Genomic DNA, 21,059 nt, shown 5'->3' with positions numbered 1-21,059 from the left:
ACCCGGGGCGTGATCTTGTCGCGACGCGGTGTCAGAACCCGGCCACGGCCCCCGCGACGGCGCCCTCGCGGGTGCGCAGCTCGGCGGCGATCTGCCGGGCCCACGCCTCGACGGCCTCGAAGTCGCGGTGGTCGCCCTCCTTGGCGCGTGCGCCGGCGATGATCGCGCGCTCGGCGAACGCCAGGTCCGCGCGCCGCAGCCGGCCGGCGAACGCCCGGTGCCCGAGCGCGCCGACGTCCTGGATCAGGGCGCGGAGCTCGTGCGGGCTGTTCGCGGACGCCGCGGGCTGCGTGGCGAGACCGGAGGAGAACACCCAGACCGCGCGGTCGCGCAGCTGCGGGGCGAGCCGGGCCGCGAGGTCGCGCGCCGGCGACAGCCAGTGCGCGGTGTACACGGCGGACCCGAGGACCACGGCGTCGTACCGCTCGACGTCGGTCACGTCCTGCGGCGCGACCTCGTCCACGACGTGGCCGTCGGCGCGGAGCACGTCCGCCACGGCGGTGCCGATCTCCGCGGTGGCCCCGTGGCGCGAGGCCACCGTCACCAGGATCTGCATCCCTCTGCCCTCCTGCGGCTGCTCGGTCGGTGGTGGTCACGGACCGGAGCACGTGCCCGTCCCGCCTGCACCATCGTCCGTCGCGCCGCGCCCGGGCGCGTGGGCCGGAGGTCCCTGCGGGGCCGTCCGCGCGGCGGGTGTGACCGGGGTCATGCCCCGCTCCCGTGCCCGGCCCTCAGGCTCCCGCGGGCGGCCGGACCAGGTCGGGGATGCCGCGCTGGGCGGTGCGCAGCGCGCCGGTGAGCGCGGTCAGCTCGGCCAGCCGCGCGTCGTCCAGCGCCCCACCGACGTAGTGGGCGATCGCCTGCACGTGCCGGCGTCCGACCTCGCGCTGCAGGGCCGCCCCGGCGTCGGTCAGCGTCACGACGACACCGCGCCCGTCGCCCGCGGCCGGACCCCGGTGCACCCAGCCCGCGTCCGCGAGCCGATCGACCATCCGGCTCAGGCTCGGCTGGCTCAGCAGGCTGTGCTCCGCGAGGTCGCGCAGCCGCAGCCCGCCCGGCGCGGTCGACAGCGTGAACAGCACGTCGTACTCACGCAGGGTGACCCGCTCCCAGATCGGGTCGCGCTGCAGGCGGCGCATGATCGCGACCTGGGCGCGGAAGAGCTCCTCCCACGCGGCGGCGGCCGCGCGCACGTCGACGGGGCGCTCGTCGGCCGGGCGCTCGTCGGCCGGGCGCTCGTCGGTCTGCTCGTCCATCAGGTCCCCGGTCTGGTCGGTCCATGCGTTCGCATCCACCCTGCCCCAACCCGGGCACCCCCGTCGCTGTTCCGCCCGTCGGCACCCGGCGGGGCCGCCGACCGCCTACGCTGGCCGACATGCAGAACGACGGCGTCCGCTCGACGTACGTGCTGGTCGACGGCGAGAACATCGACGCGACCCTCGGGTCGTCCATCCTCAACGGGCGTCCGACGCCCGAGCAGCGCCCCCGCTGGGAGCGCGTGCTCGACTTCGCGGAGCGCCAGTGGGGCCGGCCGACCAAGGGCCTGTTCTTCCTCAACGCCACCTCCGGCTCGCTGCCGATGTCGTTCGTGCAGGCGCTGCTGGCGATCGGGTACCAGCCGATCCCGCTGGCCGGCGAGGGCAAGGTCGTCGACATCGGCATCAAGCGCACGCTCGAGGCGCTGGCCTCCCGCGACGGCGACGTGCTGCTGGCCTCGCACGACGGCGACTTCGCCCCGGAGATCGAGGCGCTGCTCGGCACCGACCGCCGCGTCGGGCTGCTCGCGTTCCGCGAGTTCACCAGCACCCAGCTGTCCAGCATGGCCGAGCGCGGGCTCCAGGCGTTCGACCTCGAGTCCGACGTGAAGGCGTTCAACGTCACGCTCCCCCGCCTGCGGATCATCCCGCTGGAGGAGTTCGACCCGCTGCGCTACCTGTAGCCCGTGGCCGCCGACGTCCCCGTCCCCGCGGGCGAGCGCGTGCTCGTGCTGCTCCGCGCGGTCAACGTCGGCGGGACGGGCACGCTGCCGATGGCGGACCTGCGCGCGGCCGCGACGGCCCTCGGGCACACCGACGTCGCGACGCACCTCGCCACCGGCAACCTGCTGCTGACCCCCGCCGCGGGCTCGCCGGGGACCGTCGACGCGCTCGCCGGCGCGCTGACCGCGGACCTGGGCGACCGACTGGGTCGGCCACTGGCACTGACCGTGCGGACCCGCGCGCAGCTCGACGACGTCGTGGCCGGCAACCCCTACCCCGACGAGGCGGCCGCCGACCCCGCGCACCTCGTCGTGGTGTTCTGGGACGGCGACGTGCCGCCCGGGCCGCTCGAGCTCGGCCGGTACGGGCGCGAGCGCGGCACCGTCCGCGGCCGGGAGGGCTACGTGCACTACCCCGACGGCATCGGCCGGTCGAAGGTCACCGCCGCCGTCCTCGACCGCCTCGCCGGCCGCACCGGCACGGGCCGCAGCTGGCGCACGGTCCAGGCCCTGCACACCCGCCTCGCGCCCTGACCCCTGCGCCCGACCCCTGCGCCCGACCCCTGCGCCCGCGCGAGAGGTCACGACACGCGGGTCGTGCCACGGGTGCGCCCGCGTGTCGTGACCTCTCGTCGGCGCGCGGAGCGGGGTGGGCAGCGCGCGGAGCGGGGTGGGTAGCGTGGGCGGCATGACGACGCTGTTCAGCCGCATCATCGACGGCGAGATCCCCGGCCGGTTCGTGTGGGCCGACGAGCACGCGGTGGCCTTCGGGACCATCGCGCCGATCACCGACGGCCACGTGCTGGTGGTCCCGCGGGCCGAGGTGCCCCGGTTCACCGACGCCGACGACGACCTGCTCGCCCACCTCACGGGGGTCGCCAAGGCGATCGGCCGTGCGCAGGAGACCGCGTGGGACGCCCCCCGGGCCGCGCTGGTCGTCGCCGGGTTCGAGGTGCCGCACCTGCACCTGCACGTGCTGCCGGTGTGGGGCGAGGGCGAGCTGAGCTTCGCGAACGCCCGGCACGACGTGCCCGCCGAGCAGCTCGACGCGGCCGCCGAGCGCCTCCGCACCGCCCTGCGCGCCGCCGGTCACGGGGCGCACGTCCCCGCGGCGCTGGGGTCCCCGGCCCTCTGACCTGCCGGCGTGCGGGCGCCGGCCCCCGGCGTGCTGACGCCGGGGGCCGGGGGTCCGGCGTCACGCCACTGGGGGTCCGGTGTCAGGCCACCGGGTCGTCGTCGCCGTACGCCGCGAGGCGCAGTGTGCGCGCGTCGGCCGCCAGGATCCGGTCGGCGACCGCCGCGAGCGTCTCCGGCGTGTCGGTGCCGGCGCGCACGAACCGTCCCGACAGCGCGTCCAGCCGTCCGGACCCGAACGCGTCGACCAGCTCGACGGTCGCCTCGACGGGCGTCCACTCGCTGCGCTCGTCGTGCAGCGGCATCGCCTGGGTCATGTCCGTGACGACGACGCCCGGAGCGACGTCGAGCACCCGCACCCCGCGGTCGGCGTACTGCCGGTCGAGCATCGTGGTGAGCCGCGCGAGCGCGCCCTTGCTGATCCCGTAGCCGGTGTAGACGGGCGAGGGCCGGTGCCCGGAGCCGGAGTTGATGTTCACCACGTGCCCGGACCCGCGCGCGAGCATCCCGGGGAGCACCGCGTGCGTGACCAGCAGCGGCCCGCGCACGTTGACCTCGATGACCCGCCACACGTCCTCGACGTCGTCGGCCGCGAGGTCCGTCTCGCGCTGCTCGATGACGCCGGCGTTGTTCACGACCAGCCCGATCCCGCCGAGCTCCGTCTCGACCCGGGCCACGGCGGCCGCGACCGCCTCGGCGTCCACGACGTCGGCCTGCGCGACGAGCACCCGTGCGCTGCCCCGCCCCGCGGCGTCCAGGACCGCCCGCGCCTCGGCGGCGACCGCGTCGAGGTGCGCCCGCGTGCGGCCGACCAGCGCGACGTCCCAGCCCGCGCGGACCAGGCCGAGGGCGATCCCCCGGCCGATGCCGCGACCGGCGCCGGTGACGAGGGCGGTGCGGGGGGCGGGGTGCGGCGTGGGCGTCGTGCGCGTCGTCATGTCCCCATCGTCGCGCACCTGACGCGGGCGGCGCCCGGTCGGCATACTGGCGCACGCAGGGACGTTGACCGGCGACGGGGCCACGGTGTCCCGCCGCCCCCCTCAGCCGTCACCCCAAGGAGCCGCCGTGGCCACGGACGCCGCCGGACCGCCCAGCACCGACGCCGGGCGGACGCTCCCCGGCCCGCCGCTGCGGGTGCGGCTGCCCTCGGTCAGCCCGTCCGTGCGGGACTTCCTCGCGACGGAGGCCGGCAGCGCGATCTTCCTGCTCGCGGCGACCGTGCTGGCGCTGGCGTGGGCGAACTCGCCGCTGGCCGGCTCCTACGACACGCTCTGGTCGACGTCCGCGGGGTTCCACCTGGGGCCGTTCGGCCTGGACCTCGACCTGCACCACTGGGTGAACGACGCGGCGATGGCGGTGTTCTTCTGCGTCGTCGGGCTGGAGATCAACCGGGAGGTCACCAGCGGGGAGCTGCGCGACCGGCGGACCATCGCGGTGCCGGCGCTCGGGGCGCTCGGCGGGCTCGCCGTGCCCGCGCTGATCTACCTGGCGTTCAACGCCGGCACCGAGGCCGCGCACGGCTGGGGCGTCGTGATGTCGACGGACACGGCGTTCCTGGTCGGCATCCTCGCGCTGTTCGGCCCGGCGTGCCCGGACCGGCTCCGGCTGTTCCTGCTGACCCTGGCGATCGTCGACGACATCGGCGCGATCACCGTGATGGCGGTGTTCTACAACGACGGTGTCGACCTGGTGGCCCTGGCGGTGGCGGGCGTCCTGGTCGCCGGGCTGGTGGCGCTGCGTTGGCTGCGTGTCTGGCGGCTGACGCCGTACGCGCTCGTCGGCATCGCGCTGTGGCTGGCGGTGAACGCCTCGGGCGTGCACGCGACCCTGGCGGGCGTGCTCGTCGGCCTGCTGCTGCCGTCGCGGGCGATGCCGCAGTCCCAGGTCGACGCCGTGCCGCGCTGGGCGGACGGGCTGGTCGCGGACACCACCGCGGCGCGCGAGCGGCTGACCGAGCTGGCCGCACGTGCGGCGGTGCCAGCGAGCGAGCGGCTGCAGCGGGTGCTGCACCCGTGGTCCGCGTACGTGATCGTGCCGGTGTTCGGCCTGGCGAACGCGGGCGTGCGCCTCGACGCCGAGGCCCTGCGCGCCGCGGCGACGTCCCCGGTGACGATCGGCGTCGCGGTGGCGCTGGTGGCCGGCAACACGATCGGCATCACCGGGGCGGCGACGCTGGCGATCCGCACCGGGCTGGGCGTGCTGCCGGGCCGGGTGCGGTGGGGCCACCTGGTCGGTGGCGCGGTGCTCGCGGGCATCGGCTTCACGATCTCGCTGTTCATCGCGGAGCTGGCGTTCGAGGGCGCACTGCGCGAGCAGGCGAAGATCGGCATCCTCGCGGGGTCGCTGGTCGCCGCGGTGCTCGGCACCGTGCTGCTGCGGATCCTCGGCGACCGGCTGCCGCTCTGCTCGCCCGCCGAGGACCCGCCGCCGGGGCTGCCGCCGCGTCCGTGGGTCGCGGGGTCGTGAACCGGCCCCGTCCCGGCCCGCGACCTGCGAGGCTGGTCGGATGCTGTATCCCGACGAGCAGCGCGTCCTGGACGCCGCGCGCGCCCAGGCCGCCGTCCTGACCGGTCGCCCCGAGCACACCGTCGCCGCCGCGGCGCTCGACACCACCGGGCGGGTGCACACCGGCGTGAACGTGCACCACTTCACCGGCGGGCCGTGCGCCGAGCTCGTCGTGCTGGGCGCGGCGGCCGCCGCGGGCGCCGGCCCCCTGATGCTCGTCGCGGCCGTGGGCGACGGGGGCCGCGACGTCCTGCCACCGTGCGGCCGGTGCCGGCAGGTGCTGCTCGACCTGCACCCCGACGCCCACGTCGTCGTGCCCGGCGACGCGGGACCGCGGACGGTTCCGGTCCGGGCGCTGCTCCCCGACTCCTACCGCCAGCCGGACGCCGCGCCCGAGCGTCTCGTCCGGTTCAGCGCCGCGTACTACGACGACGTCGCGGCCGGCCGCAAGACGACGACCGTGCGCCACGACGACCCGGTGGTCACCGGGCCGGCGTGGCTCGTGTTCGAGGAGGACGGGGACGTCCCCGTGCGCCGGCTCCCGGGCGTGGTCGAGTCCGTCGAGCCGCGGCTGCTCGACCCCGCCGTCCCCACCGACGCGGCGCTGCACCGGTCGCTACGTCGGCACTACCCGGCCCTGCCGCCCGACGCCGCGCTGGACGTGGTGACGTTCCGCGTCGTCCCGGGCTAGGTGTCGTTCCTCGGCAGGTTGTGATCAGCGTGGCGCGAGGCAGATGACGAGGACCTCCGGTATCGAAGGGGATGCCACACCAACCTCGGATACCAGGAGGTCCTCGTGACCCACGCTGAAGCCCCGTCGGACGGGTGGCCGGTGCGACGGGCCGCCGAGCGGTTCCGGTGCTCGCCGGCCACGGCAGCGAAGTGGGCCCGGCGGTATCGGGCCGGCGAGCCGTTGATCGACCGGTCCTCCCGCCCGCGTCGCTCGCCTGCGGGCACCGGGTCCTGGGCCGCGAGCTCGGCAGACGCGACCGCCAGCGCGGGGCGGGCTACGCCTACCTGCACCACGCCGTCGACGACCACTCCCGGCTGGCCTACTGCGAGATCCTGACCGACGAACGCAAGGAGACCGCAGGTTCAACCGGGCTCCACCACGACAACCACCACCGACCCCACACCGGCATCGGCGGCGCCGTCCCCTCAGACCGCGTTCACAACCTCACGGGGAACTACACCTAGACCGCTGCGACGGCCGCGCGCAGGGCCGACAGCTCGACCGGGCCGCGGTACCGCTCCCCCTGGATCAGCAGGGTCGGCGTGCCTCGGATCCCGAGGTCGAGGCCGCCGAGGTAGTCGGCCTCGACGAGGTCCGCGAACCGCTGCGCACCCGGACCGGCGACGAGGTCCGGGTCGAGCCCGAGCCGCGCTCCGACCGCGCGCAGGTCGGGCTCGGCGAGGCGGTCCTGCTGGGCGAACAGGGCCTCCTGCATCTCCCAGAACCGGCCCTGCTCCGCGGCGGCCTCCGCGGCGAGCGCCGCGATCAGCGCGTGCGGGTGCACCTGGAACAGCGGGAAGTGGTGCCACACGAGCCGCACCCGGCCGGCGGACTCCTCGACCAGCGCCCGCAGCACCGGTGCGGCGGACCGGCAGTAGGGGCACTCGAGATCGCCGAACTCGGTGACGGTGACGGGCGCGGCGGGGTCGCCCAGGACGAGGCGGTCGGTCGGCATGGGGCTCAGCATGCCGCGCCGCGCGCCGGGCCGACCAGCGCACGGGTCAGCGGCTCGGCCGCTCCCGGCGGGGCCGCATCGGCGGGCTCGCGGTGCCGGCCCCGCGCACCAGACCGTCCAGCAGGTCGCGCAGCGCCTGGACGCCGGTGTACCGGGGCCGGAACCCGAGCTCGCGCTCCGCGCGGCCGGTGCCCAGCACCGGGACCGACGCGCCCATGTCGAACCAGCCCGGGCCCACGGGGGCGACCCGCGCGTGCCACGCGGCACCCAGGGCGGCGCGCACGAGGGCGTGCGGGACCTCGCGCCAGCGTCCCGCGGACAGCACGTCCGCGACGTCCGGCGCGCGGACCAGACCCGGCCCGGCGATGTTGAACGGCCCCTGCGCCTGCCGGACGACGGCCTCCCGGTAGGCGTCGGCGAGGTCGTCGGCGTGCACGGTCTGCAGCCGCATCCCGGCCGGCCACGCCAGGGTGGGCAGGTGGCCGTCCAGCAGCCGCGCGGGCACCAGCGGGCCGAGGAAGTAGCGCTTGATCTGCGACCCGGCGCCACGCTGGAACACCAGCGCGGGGCGCAGCCGGGCGACCGCGAGGCCCGGGTGGCGCACCTCGGCCTCGTCGAGCAGCCGCTCCACCGCGACCTTGTCGTTGCTGTACCAGGAGGACCGGATCCCCCCGACCTCCCAGTCCTCGTCGCGGGGCTGGTCGGAGTACGACGGTGCGTACGCGCCGACCGACGACGCGACCACGAGGTGCGGGACACCCGCACGCACGGCCGCCTCGAGGACCCGCCGGGTGCCGTCCACGTGCGTGCGGCGCTGGAGGTCGCGGTCGTGGCTCGGCTGGATCGCCCACGCGAGGTGCACCACGGCGTCCGCGCCGGCGACCAGCCCGCGCAGGCGGTCGACGACCGGGTCGTCGGGGCCGGGCGCGCCGATGTCGACGCCGTGCCACTGCGCCGTGTCGTACGGCGGCGGGACGGGTCCGTGCGGGGGCCGCCGGACCAGGCCGACCAGCGACGTCACCGTCGGGTCCGCGCGCAGCCGACGCAGCAGCGCCGTGCCCACGTTCCCGCTCGCGCCGACGACGACGACTCTCACTCGTGCTCCAGCGGTGGAGTGTCGCGCAGCGTGCCGACCGGCTCGACCGTGGGGGCGCTCTCGCCGGGCTCCGCGTGCCGCACGAACGCCTGCTCGCGCGCCACGGTGCCGAGCCGTCGCAGCGTCGCGATCTGGTCGTCGGCCTGGTCGAGCATGCGCTGGACCTCGGCGGGGTCGAGGTCCAGGTCGGCGCACCAGATCTCGAGCGTCTCCCACAGGCCGCGCTTGGCGGTCACCGCGGCGCGCATCAGATCCAGCTCGAGCACCGCGGACAGCGGGGAGGTGTCGGTCAGCCTGCCGTTGGGCTTGAGCCGGCCGACCTTCTCGGTGACGGCGATGCCGAGGCGCTTGACGGCGCTGGGTCGTACACCCAGGGCGTGCGCGGTCTCGCGCAGCCACTCCCGCTCGTCGGCGACCTGCCGGGCGATGCGCGCCAGGGCCGGACCGAGCGGGGTCTGCGCGTAGGCGTCCGCCATCCGGGCGAACCGCGCGCTGCCCCCCACGGCGCCACCGAGGTGGTCGCCGAGGTAGGACTGCAGCAGGACCCGGTCGACCGGCCCGGTCACGGCGTGCCGCCGCCGTCGGGCACGGTGCCGCGCGGGTTGAGGTTGTCGGGGTCGGCGTCCGGGTCACCTGCGTCGCCGTCGTCGGCGGCCTGCGAGCCCGTGCGCGGGTTCAGCATCTCCGGGTCGGTGTCCGGGTCCTGGGTGGGGTCGTAGCCCTGCGTGCTGTCGTCGGTGCTCATCCACCCACGCTGGCACCAGCCGACCGGGCGCGCACGCCGAGCGCGAGCCCAGGACCGAGGTCCCTGGCGTCCGCCTCGCGGCGATGGTGCACGAGGGGGCCCTCGCGCTGGTTACCATCGAGCGGTGTCCTCAACGGTGGAACCGGTCGACGTCGTCCTGGTGGGTGGCGGCATCATGTCCGCGACCCTCGCCACGCTGCTCTCGGAGCTCGAGCCGTCCTGGCGGATCGAGATCGTCGAGCGGCTGGACGGGATCGCCCTGGAGAGCACCGGCGGCTGGAACAACGCCGGCACCGGGCACGCCGCGCTCTGCGAGCTGAACTACACCCCCGAGCGGCCCGACGGCACGATCGAGATCGCCAAGGCCGTCACGATCAACGAGCAGTTCGAGCTGTCCTGCGAGCTGTGGGACCACCTGCGCGCCACGGGCCGGATCCCGGACGACCGGTTCCGCTCCCCCGTGCCGCACCTGACCTTCGTGCGCGGCGCGGCGGACGTCGACTACCTCCGCCGCCGGCACGCCGCGCTGACCGCCCACCCGCGGTTCGCGCACCTCGAGTTCTCCGACGACCCCGCGACGATCGCGACCTGGGCGCCGCTCGTGCTCGAGGGCCGCGACCCCGACGAGCCGGTCGCCGCGACCCGCGCGGCCGACGGCCTCGACGTGGACTTCGGCGCCCTCACCCGGCACCTCGTGGACGACCTCGTCGCGCGCGGCACCCGCGTCCGGCTCCAGCACGAGGTCCGCCGGGTGACCCGGCGCCGCGGTGGCGGGTGGCGGCTGCACCTCACCGACCGCACCTGGAACGCCAGCCCGCGGCGGTCGACGCTCGACGCGCGGTTCGTGTTCATCGGCGCCGGCGGCGGCGCGCTGCGGCTGCTGCAGTCCTCCGGGATCGCCGAGGCCCGGGGGTACGGCGGGTTCCCGATCAGCGGGCAGTTCCTGCGCACCACCGACCCGGCGCTGGTCGCCCGGCACACCGCGAAGGTCTACGGCAAGGCCGCCGTGGGCTCGCCGCCGATGTCCGTCCCGCACCTCGACACCCGGGTCGTCGACGACACCCCCGCGCTGCTGTTCGGGCCGTACGCCGGCTGGAGCATGAAGTTCCTCAAGCAGGGCTCGTGGACCGACCTGCTCCGCACCATCCGGCCCGGCAACCTCGTGCCGCTGGTCGCCGTGGGCCTGCACAACCTCGACCTGCTGAAGTACCTCGTCACCGAGGTCGTCGCGTCGCGGGCGGCCCGCCTGCGCACGCTGCGCGGGTTCATGCCGACGGCCCGCGACCGCGACTGGGAGCTCATCACCGCGGGCCAGCGCGTGCAGGTCATCAAGCGCGGCAAGGGCGGCGGCGTGCTGGAGTTCGGCACCGAGCTCGTCACCGCCGCGGACGGGTCGATCGCCGGCCTGCTGGGCGCCTCGCCCGGCGCGTCGACGGCGGCGTCCGCGATGCTCGACCTGCTCGAGCGCTGCTACCCGGACCGGTACCCCGCCTGGCGGCCGCGGCTCGAGCGGATGATGCCCGGGCTGGCCCGGGACGCCGCCGCGCCGGACAGCGCCACGACCGGCGAGGCACCCGACGCCGACCCGGACCTGGACGCCGGTGAGGGCGCGACCGCGACGCGGGACGCCGACGCCGCCCGGACGCCCGTGTCCCGGCCCGGCCGGCCGTCGCGCCCGACCCCGCCGCGCCGCCGGGACACGCCGGTCGCCTGACGCCTGCGAGCGGGCGGGGTCCGGCCGCATCGTCGCAGCCACCGGGCTGCTCGTAGACCGGTGGCCCGGCCGAGCCGCCCCCTGCGGGCTCGGACGGGCCACCGTGCGCCGGTGGCGCACCCTCCGCGCCCGCCGACCGTCTACCTCCCCGACATCCCGCGCCCTACCGGATCCGTCACACCGCTGTCGTGTGATGTGGCTCACAGCGCGTCACAGGTCGTCGTGACCGCGCCCGGATGCGACCCGCGCGGCCCGCTGTGAGGGTGGGATCCATGACCAGCAGGCTCGTACTCGTCCGCCACGGGGAGAGCGAGGGCAACGTCGCCGCGACCCGCGCCGAGCGCAGCGGTGCGTCGCTCGTCGGCATCGCCACCCGGGACGCCGACACCCCGCTGTCCGCCCGCGGCGAGGACCAGGCGCGGGCGCTCGGCGACCACCTCGCCGGGCTGCCGCCCGAGGACGCCCCCGAGGTCGTGTGGTGCTCCCCGTACGTCCGCGCCCGGCGCACCGCCGCGCTCGCCCTGGGGTCCGCGGGCCTGGACCTGCCGACCGTCGTCGACGAGCGCCTGCGCGACCGGGAGCTCGGCGTCCTCGACGGGCTGACCAGCCACGGCGTGGCCGAGCGGTTCCCCGACGAGGCCGCCCGGCGGGACCACCTCGGCAAGATGTACTACCGGCCGCCCGGCGGCGAGTCCTGGGCCGACGTCGCGCTGCGGCTCCGCTCGGTCGTCGGCGACCTGGTGCGTGCCGAGCCCGACCGGCGGGTGCTCGTCGTCTGCCACGACGCGGTGATCTGGCTGCTGCGGTACGTGTGCGAGCAGATGACGGAGGACCGGCTCATGGCCGAGGTCGACGCCCGCAGCGTGCGGAACGCGTCCGTGACCGTGCTGGTCGGCGGCCCACGGCTGTGGCGGGCGGAGTCCGTCGACGACGTCGCCCACCTCGCCGGCCACGACGCGGCCGTCACCGAGCACCCGGGCCAGGGCGATGACTGACGCACCGGCCCTCACCCCGGCGCTGCTGCGCGACTGGCCGCTGCCCGCGCGCGACGGCAGCAAGGACGACCGCGGCGGCGTGCTCGTGGTGGGCGGGGCGCGCCGCACGCCCGGCGCCGCCGCCCTCACCGGGATCACCGCGCTGCGGATCGGCGCGGGCCGGCTGACCCTCGCGGTCGCCGCGTCCGTCCAGGTGGCCCAGGCCGTCGCCACCCCCGAGGCCGGCGTGCTCGCGCTGCCCGAGGACCCCGGCGGGTCGCCGACGGGCGCCCCGGGCCCGCACCTCGCGGACGAGATCGACCGGGCGGACGTGGTCGTCGTCGGACCCGGCCTGGACGAGCCGGACGGCACCGCCGCGCTGGTCCGCACCGTGCTCGACGCCGTGGCCGACCGGGACACCGCCGTGCTGCTGGACGCGTTCGCGCTCGGCGTGCTGCCGGGGCTCGGCGTGACGCCGCCCGCCGGCCGCACCGTCCTCACCCCGAACCTCGCCGAGGCGGCCCGGCTCCTCGGCACCGACGACGCAGACCCGGCCGACGCCGCCGCCCGGGTCGCCGACCGCTGGGGCGTGGTCGTCACGTGCGCCGGCCTCGTGGCGCACCCCGACGGCCGCCGGTGGTCGTCCGCGACCGGGTACGCCGGGCTCGGCACCTCCGGCAGCGGGGACGTGCTCGCGGGAGCCGTCGCGGGCCTGCTCGCCGGCGGCTGCGCACCCGAGCAGGCCGCGTGCTGGGGCACCGCCGTCCACGGCGCGGCGGGCGACCGGCTGGCGGCGCGCGTCGGCCCGCTGGGGTACCTGGCGCGCGAGCTCGCGGACGAGGTGCCGGCGGTGCTGGTCGAGCTGCAGCCCTGACGCGGTCCTCGCCGGTCAGCCGTCGGCCGCGCTCCCGCCCGCGACGCCGCCGACCTGCGCGACCCGGTCCGAGGCGATCACGTACTCGAACAGCGACACCGTGGGCTCGGTGAACCCGAGCACCTCCGACGACAGCGTGACCTCCTCGCGCCCGGACAGTCGCCCGGTGTCCCGGTCGACGAGCAGCACCCGCACCACCGGGTCGAGGTCCGCGGGCCCCGCGGGGACCGACAGCGCCACCGCCTCCTGCCCCGCGCGGTCGACGACCGTGCCCGCCACCGTCACGCCGGGCTCCTCGGCGAGCAGCGTCCAGACCGCCGCCTCGACGTCCGAGGGCAGCACGTACCGCAGCGCCAGGTCGGTGATCGCGGTGTACACGCACCACGCCTCGACCGACGGGTCCGTGCCCGGCACGCAGCCGAGTCCCGCGTACGGCTCCAGCAGCCGGTCGCGGAGCGCCGCGGGGTCGGTCGGCAGGGCGTCGACCAGCCCCGCGTCGAACGTACCGGCCGGCAGCCGGTCGACCGCGGCGCTGCCGGGCGCGGTGTCGACGGGCTCGAGCCGGCCGTCCTCGCCCAGCGGTGCGCCCCGCCACTCCGCGGCGGCGTAGGAGCCGTCCGGCGACAGCCACGTCTCCAGGACCGTCGGGTCGATCGTCGTCGTCGAGCCGTCGGCGGTCACCGTGGTGCTCGTCCACCAGTTCTGCGACAGCACGTGCTGGACGTCGCCGGCCGGCTCGGGGTCGGTCTGCGCGGCGGCCGTGCGCGCCAGCTCCAGGAGGGTCGCCCGGGCGGGCTCGCCCTCCCCCGCGGCGAGGTGGTCGGGGGCGAGCGGGTAGGCGAGCATCGGCGGCGAGCCCGTCGCGACGGCCGCCGGCGGCTCGTCGCCCGGCAGCACGCCCAGCCCGACCACGACCGCGACCACCGCGGCGGCCGCGGCACCGACGCCGACGAACCACCGCCGAGCGACCCCGTGCCGGCGCAGCGGGACGACCGGCGCGGGGCGGACGCCGGGGTCGGCCTCGGCTGCCGCACGCTCGAGGATCCGCGCGACCGCCGCCGCGTCCTCGGGCTCCGTGCGCCGGTCGGCGGCGTCGGAGCCGTCGGCGGCGTCGGCCAGCCCCTCCCCGGCCAGCAGCGCGCGGAGCGCGGCGACCTCGGCGCGGGCGGCGGTGTCGTCCCGGTCGTGCTGGTGGTCGGTCATCGTCCCCCCTCCCGTGCGCGGTCGTCCCGGCGGTCGTCGGTGTCGTCGGCCGTGCCCTGGGCGCCGAGCACCGCCGCGAGCCGCGTGCGGGCGCGGCTCAGCCGGGAGGTGAGCGCGGTGACCGAGCACCCCAGCACCTGAGCGGCCTCCGCCGGGGCGAGCCCGGCCCAGACGGTCAGGGCCATCGCCTCGGCCTCGGCGGGCGGCAGATGCGCGAGCAGCCGGCGGGCGCGGTCGGCCGCGGCGACGTCGTCCGCGGGGTCGGCGCCGTGCGGGCGGGCCGGCTCGGCGGCGGCGGCGTGCGCCACGGACCGCAGCGCCCGGTGCTGCTGCTCGCGGACGCGCAGGATCTTGTTCCGGGCGACGCCGAACACCCAGGGCCGCAGGTCGGTGCCGGCGGGCGCGTCGGACCAGCGGCGCCACAGCACCAGGAACGTCTCGGCGACCACGTCCTCGGCGAGGTCGTCGGGCACCTGGCGGCGGGCGTACCCCCGGACCTGCGGGGCGAGCAGCCGGTAGACGTCGGCGAACGCGGCTGCGGCGTCGCGGGACGACGTGCCGTCAGCGGGCCCGTCGTCGCCGTGCGTCCCCACGCCACCTTCTGATCGTCCGCTAACACGTCGTCGCCGTCATCGTACGGACCGATCCGACGCCGAGCGCGATCGACGTGGCCTGGGCGCCCGCGTTCCAGCAGGTCGGTGTCCCGGTCCCGCCGGACCCGGTGAACGTCCGGACGTCGACCGTCTGGCGGTTCCACAGCGAGCCCGCCACCATCCCGACGTCGCGCAGGCCCGCACCGGAGGTCGACCAGAACAGGCCGGAGAACCCCGTGCCGGACCAGAGGCAGAAGTGGCCCACGGGGCACTGCCCGCTGCTCACCGCCGTCGGCGGCGGGACGTCGGGGCCCACGGCGTCGTCCGCGCGCGCCACCGGTCCTGCAGCCGCCGACAGCAGCAGGGCGACCGCCGTGACGGCGAGGGGACGGGTACGCGCGGGGAAGGTCGGGGGCACACCCCGGATCTCCGCAGGTGGCCACGTCACGTCACGCGGGCTCGGTGTGAGATGCCCCACAGCACCGCAGTGACGGCGTGTCGTCACCGCGGCCCGAGGCGCAGCTCGGCGCGCAGGCCGCCCCCGACACCCCCGCGTCCGCCGGACAGCAGCACGTCGCCGCCGTGCTCGCGGGCGATCTCCCGGGCGATCGCGAGCCCCAGCCCGCTGCCGGACCCGACCCCGCCCGCACCGGTGCCCGCGCCCTCGCGCGCCCGGGCGTCGTCCAGCCGCACGAAGCGCTCGAACACCCGCTCCCGGTCCGCGGGGTCCAGCCCGGGCCCGTCGTCGTCGACGACCACCCGGCCGTCGGTCACCTCCACGAGCACCCGCGACACCGCGTGCCGCAGCGCGTTGTCGGCGAGGTTGCGCACCACGCGTCCGAGCGCGGCGGGGTCCCCGGTGGCCCGACCCGCGCCGCGGACCTCCACCCCGACGTCCGCCCGGCCCGCCGCGGCCCGCGCCAGCGCGACCGCGTCCCGGGCCACCGCGCCCAGGTCCACGTCCTGCGCGGGCACCGGGCGCGAGCCGACCCGCGCGAGCAGCAGCAGGTCGTCCACGAGCGCCCGCATCCGCTGCGCCTCGGCCGTGAGGTCCGCGACGAGCTCGTCCCGCTCGTACGCGTCCGGGTGCGTGCGGGCGACGTCCAGCGCGGCGACGACGGCCGCCAGCGGCGTCCGCAGCTCGTGTGCCGCGTCCGCCACGAACGCCCGCTGCCGCGCCGCGGCGACCTCGAGCCGGTCGAGCATCTCGTTCAGCGTCCGGGCCAGCGCGCCGATCTCGTCGTCCGTGCCGGGGTCCGGGAGCGAGCCCGGGCCGCCGGACCGGGCCACCTGCGCCGCGGCGGCGCGCAGCTCCTCGACCGGGCGCAGCGCACGGCCCAGCGCCAGCCAGATCGCCGCCGCGAGCAGCGCCGTCAGCACCGGCACGACGCCCACCAGCGACAGCCGCAGCGCCCGCACCAGACCCTCGACCTCGGTGAGCGGCACGGTGGCGACGACCACCGCGCCGTCCCCGCCGTCCGGCACCAGCACCGCGGCGCGGACCGCGTCGTCGTACCCGGACGCCGAGGTGCTGACCAGCAGCGGGTCGGGTCCGTCGGCGCGCGCCACGAGGTCCCGCAGCAGGTCCGGCGGCAGCACCGGCAGCGTCCGGCTCGCCGTGGTCGACGACGCCACCACGCGGCCGTCGGGGTCGAGCACCTGCACGATCTCCCCCGGCTCGGCGACGGGCAGCGCGTCCGGCACCTGGTCGCTCCGGACCAGGTCGGCGACCGTCAGCACCCGCGCCCGGACCACCGCGTCCAGCGCGGCGACCCGCCCGCGCGACAGGACGGTGCTGAGCACCACCGCGCCGACGACCAGCGCCACGCACAGCAGCCCCGCGGTGACGACCGTGAGCCGGACCCGCAGCGACCAGCCCGCCGGCCGCGCGGCCGCGCTCACCCCGCGACCCGGTAGCCCGCACCGCGCACGGTCAGCACGGCGTCCCGGCCGAGCTTGCGCCGCAGGTAGCCGACGTACACCTCGACGACGTTGCCGTCCTCGCCCGGCCCGTCCCACACGTGGTCGCGGAGCTCGACCTTGCCCACCACGCGGTCCGCGTGCCGCATCAGGTACTCGAGCAGCGCGAGCTCCCGGGTGGTCAGGTCCACCGGCTGCCCCGCGCGCGTGACCGTCCGGGCGGCGGGGTCGAGCACCAGGTCGCCCGCGGCGAGCACCGCGGGCCGCACCTGCGTCGGACGGCGCAGCAGGGCGCGGAGCCGGGCGACCAGCACCACGAACGAGAACGGCTTGGTGAGGTAGTCGTCGGCCCCGATGTCGAGGCCGTCGGCGACGTCGTGCTCGCCGTCCTTCGCGCTGAGCAGCAGCACCGGGGTCGTCACCCCCGCGGTGCGCAGCGCGGTCAGCACGTCGTACCCGCTCAGACGCGGGAGCATCACGTCGAGCACGACCACGTCGTAGTCGCGGTCCGTCGCGAGGTCCAGGCCGGTCCGGCCGTCGTGCGCGACGTCGACGGCGAAGCCCTCCGCGGTCAGCCCGCGGCGCAGGGCGCTCACCAGGCCCCGCTCGTCGTCCACCACCAGCACCCGCACCCCGGCAGCATCGCACCCCCGCGTCGCCGCGCGCGTCCCGCCGGGCCCGGGACCTCTCAGCACCGCCTCAGGGTCGGGGGCGCACAGTGGACGCATGTCCGAGTCCACGCCCCGTCCCCGCCGCACCCTCTCCCCCCGCGCACGCTGGGCCGTGCCCGGCGTGGTCGTCGCCGCGGTGGCCGCCGCCGTGGGGGTCCCCGCGCTCGCGTCCGCCGACGGCGCCGGCCTGCCGGACGTCACCGCCGAGCAGCTGCTCAGCCGGGTCGCGTCCGCCGAGCCGACCCCCGTGCAGGGCACCGTGGTGTACACCGCGCGGCTCGGGCTGCCCGAGCTGCCGATCTCCGAGATGACGGGCGCGGACCCGCTCAACCTGCTGGGCGGGTCCTCGACGCTGCGGGTCTGGTCCGACGGCGCCGACCGGTCGCGGGTGTCGCTGCTCGGTGCGACCTCCGAGTACTCGGTGGTCCGCGACGGCGCGCAGGCGTGGACCTACTCGTCGACCGACGACGCCGTGACGCACCTCGCGCTCGACCCCGCCGACCAGGCGCGGTACGACGCGCTCGCCGAGCAGGCCCGCTCCGGCGCCCTGGTCCCCGAGGGCGCCGACCTGCCGACCCCCGAGCAGGCCGCCGCGCAGGTGCTCGCCCGCGCCGAGCAGGACAGCGACGTCACCGTGGACCGTCCGACCACCGTCGCCGGGCGCGACGCCTACCAGCTCGTCGTGAGCCCGACCGACGACGCGACGCTCGTCTCCCGCGTCGTCGTCGCCGTGGACGCCGCGACCTCCGCGCCCCTGCGGGTGCAGGTCTGGGCGGTCCAGGACGGCGACGCCCCGTCCCTCGAGGTCGGGTTCACCGACGTCGCGTTCACCGCGCCGGACGACTCCGTGCTCGCGTTCTCCGCACCGGCCGGCGCGACCACCGAGGAGGTCGTCGTGCCGCTGCCCGACGTCGACGAGGCGGCCCTGGCCGAGCGGTCCGGCGTCCCCGCGCTGCCCGAGGGCGTGACCGTCGCCGGCTCCGGCTGGTCGACCGTCGTCTCGCTGGCGGACGTCGACGTCGCGGGCCTGGTCGGCGGCGACCCCGCCTCGCTGGGCACCGTGCCCGGCAGCGAGCGCGTCCTCGGCTCCGAGGCCGCGCAGGACCTGATCGGCGAGTTCGTGCCGAGCGACGAGGACGGCCGACCCGCCCGCCCGGAGCTCGACGGCACCGCCCTCTACGAGCAGCTCACCACCGAGGTGCCCGAGGGCCGGCTGCTCAGCTCGACCCTGCTGAGCGTGCTGGTCACCGACGACGGCCGCGTGCTGGTCGGCGCGGTGCCCGCGGACACGCTGCGCGCCGCGGCATGAGCGACGGGCTCGCGATCCGGACCCAGGCGCTGACCAAGCGCTTCCGGTCCGGGCAGGTCGCGGTCGACGGCATCGACCTGGCCGTGCCGCGCGGGGCGGTCTACGGGTTCCTCGGGCCGAACGGCTCGGGCAAGACGACGACCATCCGGATGCTGCTGGGCCTCGCCCGCCCCACGAGCGGGCGGGCGTGGCTGCTCGGCGCCGAGGTGCCGCACGAGGCCACGCGGGTGCTCCCGCGCGTCGGGGCGCTCGTCGAGGGCCCCGCGTTCCACCCGTACCTGACCGGTCGGGCGAACCTCGCCCGGCTCGACGCCGGCGACGCCACGGCCGACCCCCGCACCTCCCGCCGTCGCGCCGAGTCGGCGCTGGAGCGCGTGGGCCTGACCGCGGCGGCCGCCAAGCCGTACCGGCAGTACTCGCTCGGGATGAAGCAGCGGCTCGGCCTCGCCGCCGCGCTGCTCCAGCCGCGGGACCTGCTCGTGCTCGACGAGCCGACCAACGGCCTCGACCCCCAGGGCACCCGCGAGGTGCGGCACCTGGTGCGGGAGCTCGCCGACGGCGGCGCGACCGTGCTCGTCTCGTCGCACCTGCTCGCCGAGATCGAGCAGGTGTGCAGCCACGTCGGGATCATGAGCCGCGGCCACCTGCTGCTCCAGGGCGACCGCACCGAGCTGCTCGACCGCGGCGCCGCGCGCCTCGTCGTCACCACCCGCGGCGCGCAGACCGGCGCCGCGGCGGAGGTGCTGACCGGGCTCGGGCTGACGGAGGTCGAGCCCCCGGACGAGCCACCCGGCGACGCGTCCCGCGACGTGCCCGCCCGGGTGACCGCCGCGCTCGGCCCGACGCCGCCGGAGAAGGTCGCCGCGGCGCTCGTGCACGCCGGGGTCGACCTGCTCGGCCTCGAGGTCGCGCGCCCGAGCCTGGAGCAGGTGTTCGTGGGTCTGACCGGGGAGGGCTTCGATGTCGCTCGCTGAGGCCCCGGCCGCTCTCGTCACCGCACCCGCACCGGTCGCGTGGTCCCGGCTGCTGCGCTCCGAGCTGCGGCTCGTCTTCGGCCGGCGCCGCAACCAGGTGCTGCTCGTCGGCCTCGCCCTCGTCCCGCTGCTGCTCGGCACCGTCCTGTTCGTCACCCGGGACAGCGCGCTGTCCGGGCAGGGACCGTCGTTCGTCGGACAGGTCACCGGCAACGGGCTGTTCCTCGTGATCGCCGCGCTGTTCCTGTGCCTGCCGTTCCTGCTGCCGCTGTGCATCGGGATCGCGTCGGGCGACGCCGTCGCCGGTGAGGCGCAGGCCGGGACGCTGCGCTACCTGCTCGTCGTCCCCGTGCCGCGCACCCGGCTGCTGACCGTCAAGGCCGTCGCCGCCCTGGCGTTCGCGGGCGCCGCCGTCCTCGCGGTCGCCGTCACCGGGCTCGTCGTCGGTGCGGCGTACTTCGGGCTGCACGACGTGACGCTGCTGTCCGGCGGCTCGGTCCCCGTCGGCGAGGGCGTGCTGCGCGTCGCCGGCGTCGTGGCCTACGTGGCGCTGTCCCTGACCGGGCTGGTCGCCGTCGGGCTGTTCTTCTCCACGCTCACCGAGGTGCCCGTCGGCGCGATGGCCGCGACCGTCGTGGTCGCGATCGTGTCCACCGTGCTCGACTCCCTGCCGCAGGTGTCGGCGATCCACCCCGGCCTGCTGACGCACCACTGGTTCGACTTCGCGGAGTTCCTGCGGATCCAGGTCGACTGGGGCGTGCTCGGCGGCGGGCTCCTCGTGCAGGTCGCGTGGGTCGCGGTGTTCGGGTCGCTGGCCTGGGCGCGGTTCACGACGGCGGACGTGACGTCCTGACGCACGGGGCCGGGGCGCGCTGACGCACGGGGCCGAGGCGCGCTGACGCACGGGCCGTGCGCAGTCATGGGACGACTGCGGGACAATGGCGGGTGTGAGAGTCCGGAACCGCCCCGAGCACCTGGCCACCGGCGCGACGCTCGCCGTCGTCGGCGGGTTCCTCGACGCGTACACCTACGTCGCCCACGGCGGCGTGTTCGCCAACGCCCAGACCGGCAACGTCGTGTTCGTCGCGATCGACGCCGCCCAGGGCCGCTGGGCCGACGCCGCGCGGTACCTGCCCATCATCGGCGCGTTCGTCCTGGGCCTGCTCGCCGCCGAGTCGCTCGCGGCCCGCCGGCACCGCCGCTGGCTCTCCGACCCGACGCGCGCGGTGCTGGCCGCCGAGATCGCCGTGCTCGTCGCCGTCGCGTGCCTGCCGGTCGGCACCCCGTCGCTGTGGACCACCACCGCCGTCGCGTTCGTCGCCGCGCTCCAGGTGACGACGTTCCGGCTGGTCGGCGAGACGAGCTACAGCACGACGATGACCACCGGGAACCTCCGCACGCTGGTGACGGCCGCCTACGAGTGGCTCAGCGGCTACGACCGGGCCCAGCGCGTCGTCGCCGGGCGGCTCGCGGTGATCGTCCTGGCGTTCGCCGGCGGTGCCGGGATCGGCGCGCTGGTCAGCGGCCCCGACGTGCTCGGCACCCGCGCCACGCTGGTCGCCGCTGCGGTGCTCGCCGTCGTGCTCGCCGCCGTCGAGACCCACACCCGCCACCTGCGCCGCCGCGGCACCACCCCGCCCCCGCCGCCGACCCCGCTCCCACCCGCCGCCGACGACTGACC

At 76.8% G+C, this 21,059-nt stretch carries 24 protein-coding genes and 1 pseudogene; 13 read left to right on the top strand and 12 right to left on the bottom strand.

Annotated features, from left to right (window positions below):
* Nucleotides 1-31 precede the first annotated feature (31 nt).
* Both ACFVXN_RS02095 and ACFVXN_RS02090 read right to left on the bottom strand, forming a co-directional pair.
* Nucleotides 32-556, bottom strand: a complete 525-nt coding sequence (locus ACFVXN_RS02095) for a flavodoxin domain-containing protein (RefSeq protein WP_389226498.1) — start codon at nt 554-556, stop codon at nt 32-34.
* A 175-nt stretch (nt 557-731) separates the two neighbouring features.
* Nucleotides 732-1,256, bottom strand: a complete 525-nt coding sequence (locus tag ACFVXN_RS02090) for a MarR family winged helix-turn-helix transcriptional regulator (protein WP_389226495.1) — start codon at nt 1,254-1,256, stop codon at nt 732-734.
* A gap of 119 nt (nt 1,257-1,375) precedes the next feature.
* On the opposite strand from ACFVXN_RS02090, the gene ACFVXN_RS02085 reads away from it, so the two are divergent.
* From ACFVXN_RS02085 to ACFVXN_RS02075, 3 genes are all read left to right on the top strand, one after another.
* Nucleotides 1,376-1,939 carry an NYN domain-containing protein gene (locus ACFVXN_RS02085; protein WP_389226492.1) on the top strand — a complete coding sequence of 188 codons (564 nt, stop codon included), beginning with the start codon at nt 1,376-1,378 and terminating at the stop codon, nt 1,937-1,939.
* A gap of 3 nt (nt 1,940-1,942) precedes the next feature.
* On the top strand, nt 1,943-2,512 hold the full coding sequence (locus tag ACFVXN_RS02080; protein WP_389226489.1) for a DUF1697 domain-containing protein: 570 nt from the start codon (nt 1,943-1,945) through the stop codon (nt 2,510-2,512).
* A 154-nt stretch (nt 2,513-2,666) separates the two neighbouring features.
* Entirely contained in the window at nt 2,667-3,113 is a 447-nt protein-coding gene (locus tag ACFVXN_RS02075) for an HIT family protein (protein ID WP_389226487.1), read from the top strand.
* An 82-nt stretch (nt 3,114-3,195) separates the two neighbouring features.
* On the opposite strand, the gene ACFVXN_RS02070 is transcribed toward ACFVXN_RS02075, so the two are convergent.
* On the bottom strand, nt 3,196-4,050 hold the full coding sequence (locus ACFVXN_RS02070) for an SDR family NAD(P)-dependent oxidoreductase (protein WP_389226484.1): 855 nt from the start codon (nt 4,048-4,050) through the stop codon (nt 3,196-3,198).
* A gap of 127 nt (nt 4,051-4,177) precedes the next feature.
* On the opposite strand from ACFVXN_RS02070, the gene nhaA reads away from it, so the two are divergent.
* The 3 genes and pseudogenes from nhaA to ACFVXN_RS02055 all read left to right on the top strand — a co-directional run bounded on the left by nhaA (nt 4,178) and on the right by ACFVXN_RS02055 (nt 6,814).
* A complete protein-coding gene (nhaA, locus tag ACFVXN_RS02065; protein ID WP_389226481.1) occupies nt 4,178-5,578 on the top strand; it encodes a Na+/H+ antiporter NhaA in 1,401 nt (466 codons plus the stop codon).
* Between the two features lie 40 nt (nt 5,579-5,618).
* A complete protein-coding gene (locus tag ACFVXN_RS02060; protein ID WP_389226478.1) occupies nt 5,619-6,308 on the top strand; it encodes a hypothetical protein in 690 nt (229 codons plus the stop codon).
* A gap of 105 nt (nt 6,309-6,413) precedes the next feature.
* Nucleotides 6,414-6,814 (top strand): annotated as a pseudogene (locus ACFVXN_RS02055) (helix-turn-helix domain-containing protein).
* Here ACFVXN_RS02055 and ACFVXN_RS02050 read toward each other — a convergent pair.
* The 4 genes from ACFVXN_RS02050 to ACFVXN_RS02035 are packed head-to-tail and all read right to left on the bottom strand — an operon-like array spanning nt 6,811 to nt 9,146.
* Complete coding sequence (locus tag ACFVXN_RS02050) at nt 6,811-7,305, bottom strand: DsbA family protein (protein ID WP_389226475.1); 495 nt, start codon at nt 7,303-7,305, stop codon at nt 6,811-6,813. The pseudogene ACFVXN_RS02055 and the gene ACFVXN_RS02050 sit on opposite strands and share 4 nt — an antisense overlap.
* A 46-nt stretch (nt 7,306-7,351) precedes the next feature.
* A complete protein-coding gene (locus ACFVXN_RS02045; protein ID WP_389226473.1) occupies nt 7,352-8,401 on the bottom strand; it encodes an NAD-dependent epimerase/dehydratase family protein in 1,050 nt (349 codons plus the stop codon).
* Nucleotides 8,398-8,967: a hypothetical protein gene (locus ACFVXN_RS02040; RefSeq protein WP_389226470.1), complete on the bottom strand. Its 570-nt coding sequence runs from the start codon at nt 8,965-8,967 to the stop codon at nt 8,398-8,400. Before ACFVXN_RS02040 ends, ACFVXN_RS02045 begins: the two co-directional genes overlap by 4 nt.
* Nucleotides 8,964-9,146 (bottom strand): hypothetical protein, encoded by a 183-nt coding sequence (locus ACFVXN_RS02035; protein WP_389226467.1) that lies wholly within the window; start codon nt 9,144-9,146, stop codon nt 8,964-8,966. The genes ACFVXN_RS02040 and ACFVXN_RS02035 overlap by 4 nt, the downstream gene beginning before the upstream one ends.
* A 124-nt stretch (nt 9,147-9,270) precedes the next feature.
* On the opposite strand from ACFVXN_RS02035, the gene mqo reads away from it, so the two are divergent.
* The 3 genes from mqo (at nt 9,271) to ACFVXN_RS02020 (ending at nt 12,708) form a co-directional block, all read left to right on the top strand.
* Entirely contained in the window at nt 9,271-10,860 is a 1,590-nt protein-coding gene (mqo, locus tag ACFVXN_RS02030) for a malate dehydrogenase (quinone) (RefSeq protein ID WP_389226464.1), read from the top strand.
* Between the two features lie 272 nt (nt 10,861-11,132).
* Nucleotides 11,133-11,855, top strand: a complete 723-nt coding sequence (locus ACFVXN_RS02025; RefSeq protein ID WP_389226461.1) for a histidine phosphatase family protein — start codon at nt 11,133-11,135, stop codon at nt 11,853-11,855.
* A complete protein-coding gene (locus ACFVXN_RS02020; protein ID WP_389226458.1) occupies nt 11,848-12,708 on the top strand; it encodes an NAD(P)H-hydrate dehydratase in 861 nt (286 codons plus the stop codon). Before ACFVXN_RS02025 ends, ACFVXN_RS02020 begins: the two co-directional genes overlap by 8 nt.
* Before the next feature lie 15 nt (nt 12,709-12,723).
* On the opposite strand, the gene ACFVXN_RS02015 is transcribed toward ACFVXN_RS02020, so the two are convergent.
* From ACFVXN_RS02015 to ACFVXN_RS01995, 5 genes are all read right to left on the bottom strand, one after another.
* A complete protein-coding gene (locus ACFVXN_RS02015) occupies nt 12,724-13,911 on the bottom strand; it encodes a CU044_5270 family protein (protein WP_389226455.1) in 1,188 nt (395 codons plus the stop codon).
* On the bottom strand, nt 13,908-14,504 hold the full coding sequence (locus ACFVXN_RS02010; RefSeq protein WP_389226452.1) for an RNA polymerase sigma factor: 597 nt from the start codon (nt 14,502-14,504) through the stop codon (nt 13,908-13,910). Before ACFVXN_RS02010 ends, ACFVXN_RS02015 begins: the two co-directional genes overlap by 4 nt.
* Nucleotides 14,505-14,523: 19 nt before the next feature.
* A complete protein-coding gene (locus tag ACFVXN_RS02005; RefSeq protein WP_389226449.1) occupies nt 14,524-14,922 on the bottom strand; it encodes a peptidase inhibitor family I36 protein in 399 nt (132 codons plus the stop codon).
* 83 nt (nt 14,923-15,005) lie between these two features.
* Nucleotides 15,006-16,406: an ATP-binding protein gene (locus tag ACFVXN_RS02000; protein WP_389226446.1), complete on the bottom strand. Its 1,401-nt coding sequence runs from the start codon at nt 16,404-16,406 to the stop codon at nt 15,006-15,008.
* Nucleotides 16,403-17,056 (bottom strand): response regulator transcription factor, encoded by a 654-nt coding sequence (locus ACFVXN_RS01995; protein WP_389226443.1) that lies wholly within the window; start codon nt 17,054-17,056, stop codon nt 16,403-16,405. Before ACFVXN_RS01995 ends, ACFVXN_RS02000 begins: the two co-directional genes overlap by 4 nt.
* 94 nt (nt 17,057-17,150) lie before the next feature.
* Here ACFVXN_RS01995 and ACFVXN_RS01990 point away from each other — a divergent pair, with 94 nt between their 5' ends.
* The 4 genes from ACFVXN_RS01990 to ACFVXN_RS01975 all read left to right on the top strand — a co-directional run bounded on the left by ACFVXN_RS01990 (nt 17,151) and on the right by ACFVXN_RS01975 (nt 21,057).
* On the top strand, nt 17,151-18,404 hold the full coding sequence (locus ACFVXN_RS01990) for an outer membrane lipoprotein carrier protein LolA (protein WP_389226440.1): 1,254 nt from the start codon (nt 17,151-17,153) through the stop codon (nt 18,402-18,404).
* On the top strand, nt 18,401-19,378 hold the full coding sequence (locus ACFVXN_RS01985) for an ABC transporter ATP-binding protein (protein ID WP_389226437.1): 978 nt from the start codon (nt 18,401-18,403) through the stop codon (nt 19,376-19,378). The genes ACFVXN_RS01990 and ACFVXN_RS01985 overlap by 4 nt, the downstream gene beginning before the upstream one ends.
* Nucleotides 19,365-20,231 carry an ABC transporter permease gene (locus ACFVXN_RS01980; RefSeq protein WP_389226434.1) on the top strand — a complete coding sequence of 289 codons (867 nt, stop codon included), beginning with the start codon at nt 19,365-19,367 and terminating at the stop codon, nt 20,229-20,231. Before ACFVXN_RS01985 ends, ACFVXN_RS01980 begins: the two co-directional genes overlap by 14 nt.
* Before the next feature lie 94 nt (nt 20,232-20,325).
* Nucleotides 20,326-21,057 (top strand): YoaK family protein, encoded by a 732-nt coding sequence (locus ACFVXN_RS01975; RefSeq protein ID WP_389226431.1) that lies wholly within the window; start codon nt 20,326-20,328, stop codon nt 21,055-21,057.
* Nucleotides 21,058-21,059 lie beyond the last annotated feature (2 nt).

This window comes from Cellulomonas sp. NPDC058312 (assembly GCF_042880135.1).
Classification (GTDB): domain Bacteria; phylum Actinomycetota; class Actinomycetes; order Actinomycetales; family Cellulomonadaceae; genus Cellulomonas.
The sequence above is the reverse complement of the archived record's forward strand: the minus strand, read 5'-3'. Positions and strand labels throughout refer to the sequence as shown.

What these genes read in the sequence shown, in the direction of transcription:
- ACFVXN_RS02060 (WP_389226478.1), top strand. Translation starts at nt 5,619, where the DNA reads ATGCTGTATCCCGACGAGCAGCGCGTCCTGGACGCCGCGCGCGCCCAG.
- ACFVXN_RS01990 (WP_389226440.1), top strand. Translation starts at nt 17,151, where the DNA reads ATGTCCGAGTCCACGCCCCGTCCCCGCCGCACCCTCTCCCCCCGCGCA.
- ACFVXN_RS02070 (WP_389226484.1), bottom strand. Translation starts at nt 4,050, where the DNA reads ATGACGACGCGCACGACGCCCACGCCGCACCCCGCCCCCCGCACCGCC.
- ACFVXN_RS02025 (WP_389226461.1), top strand. Translation starts at nt 11,133, where the DNA reads ATGACCAGCAGGCTCGTACTCGTCCGCCACGGGGAGAGCGAGGGCAAC.
- ACFVXN_RS01980 (WP_389226434.1), top strand. Translation starts at nt 19,365, where the DNA reads ATGTCGCTCGCTGAGGCCCCGGCCGCTCTCGTCACCGCACCCGCACCG.
- ACFVXN_RS02085 (WP_389226492.1), top strand. Translation starts at nt 1,376, where the DNA reads ATGCAGAACGACGGCGTCCGCTCGACGTACGTGCTGGTCGACGGCGAG.
- ACFVXN_RS02035 (WP_389226467.1), bottom strand. Translation starts at nt 9,146, where the DNA reads ATGAGCACCGACGACAGCACGCAGGGCTACGACCCCACCCAGGACCCG.
- ACFVXN_RS02075 (WP_389226487.1), top strand. Translation starts at nt 2,667, where the DNA reads ATGACGACGCTGTTCAGCCGCATCATCGACGGCGAGATCCCCGGCCGG.
- ACFVXN_RS02015 (WP_389226455.1), bottom strand. Translation starts at nt 13,911, where the DNA reads ATGACCGACCACCAGCACGACCGGGACGACACCGCCGCCCGCGCCGAG.
- ACFVXN_RS02020 (WP_389226458.1), top strand. Translation starts at nt 11,848, where the DNA reads ATGACTGACGCACCGGCCCTCACCCCGGCGCTGCTGCGCGACTGGCCG.
- ACFVXN_RS01985 (WP_389226437.1), top strand. Translation starts at nt 18,401, where the DNA reads ATGAGCGACGGGCTCGCGATCCGGACCCAGGCGCTGACCAAGCGCTTC.
- ACFVXN_RS02050 (WP_389226475.1), bottom strand. Translation starts at nt 7,305, where the DNA reads ATGCCGACCGACCGCCTCGTCCTGGGCGACCCCGCCGCGCCCGTCACC.
- ACFVXN_RS02090 (WP_389226495.1), bottom strand. Translation starts at nt 1,256, where the DNA reads ATGGACGAGCAGACCGACGAGCGCCCGGCCGACGAGCGCCCGGCCGAC.
- ACFVXN_RS02095 (WP_389226498.1), bottom strand. Translation starts at nt 556, where the DNA reads ATGCAGATCCTGGTGACGGTGGCCTCGCGCCACGGGGCCACCGCGGAG.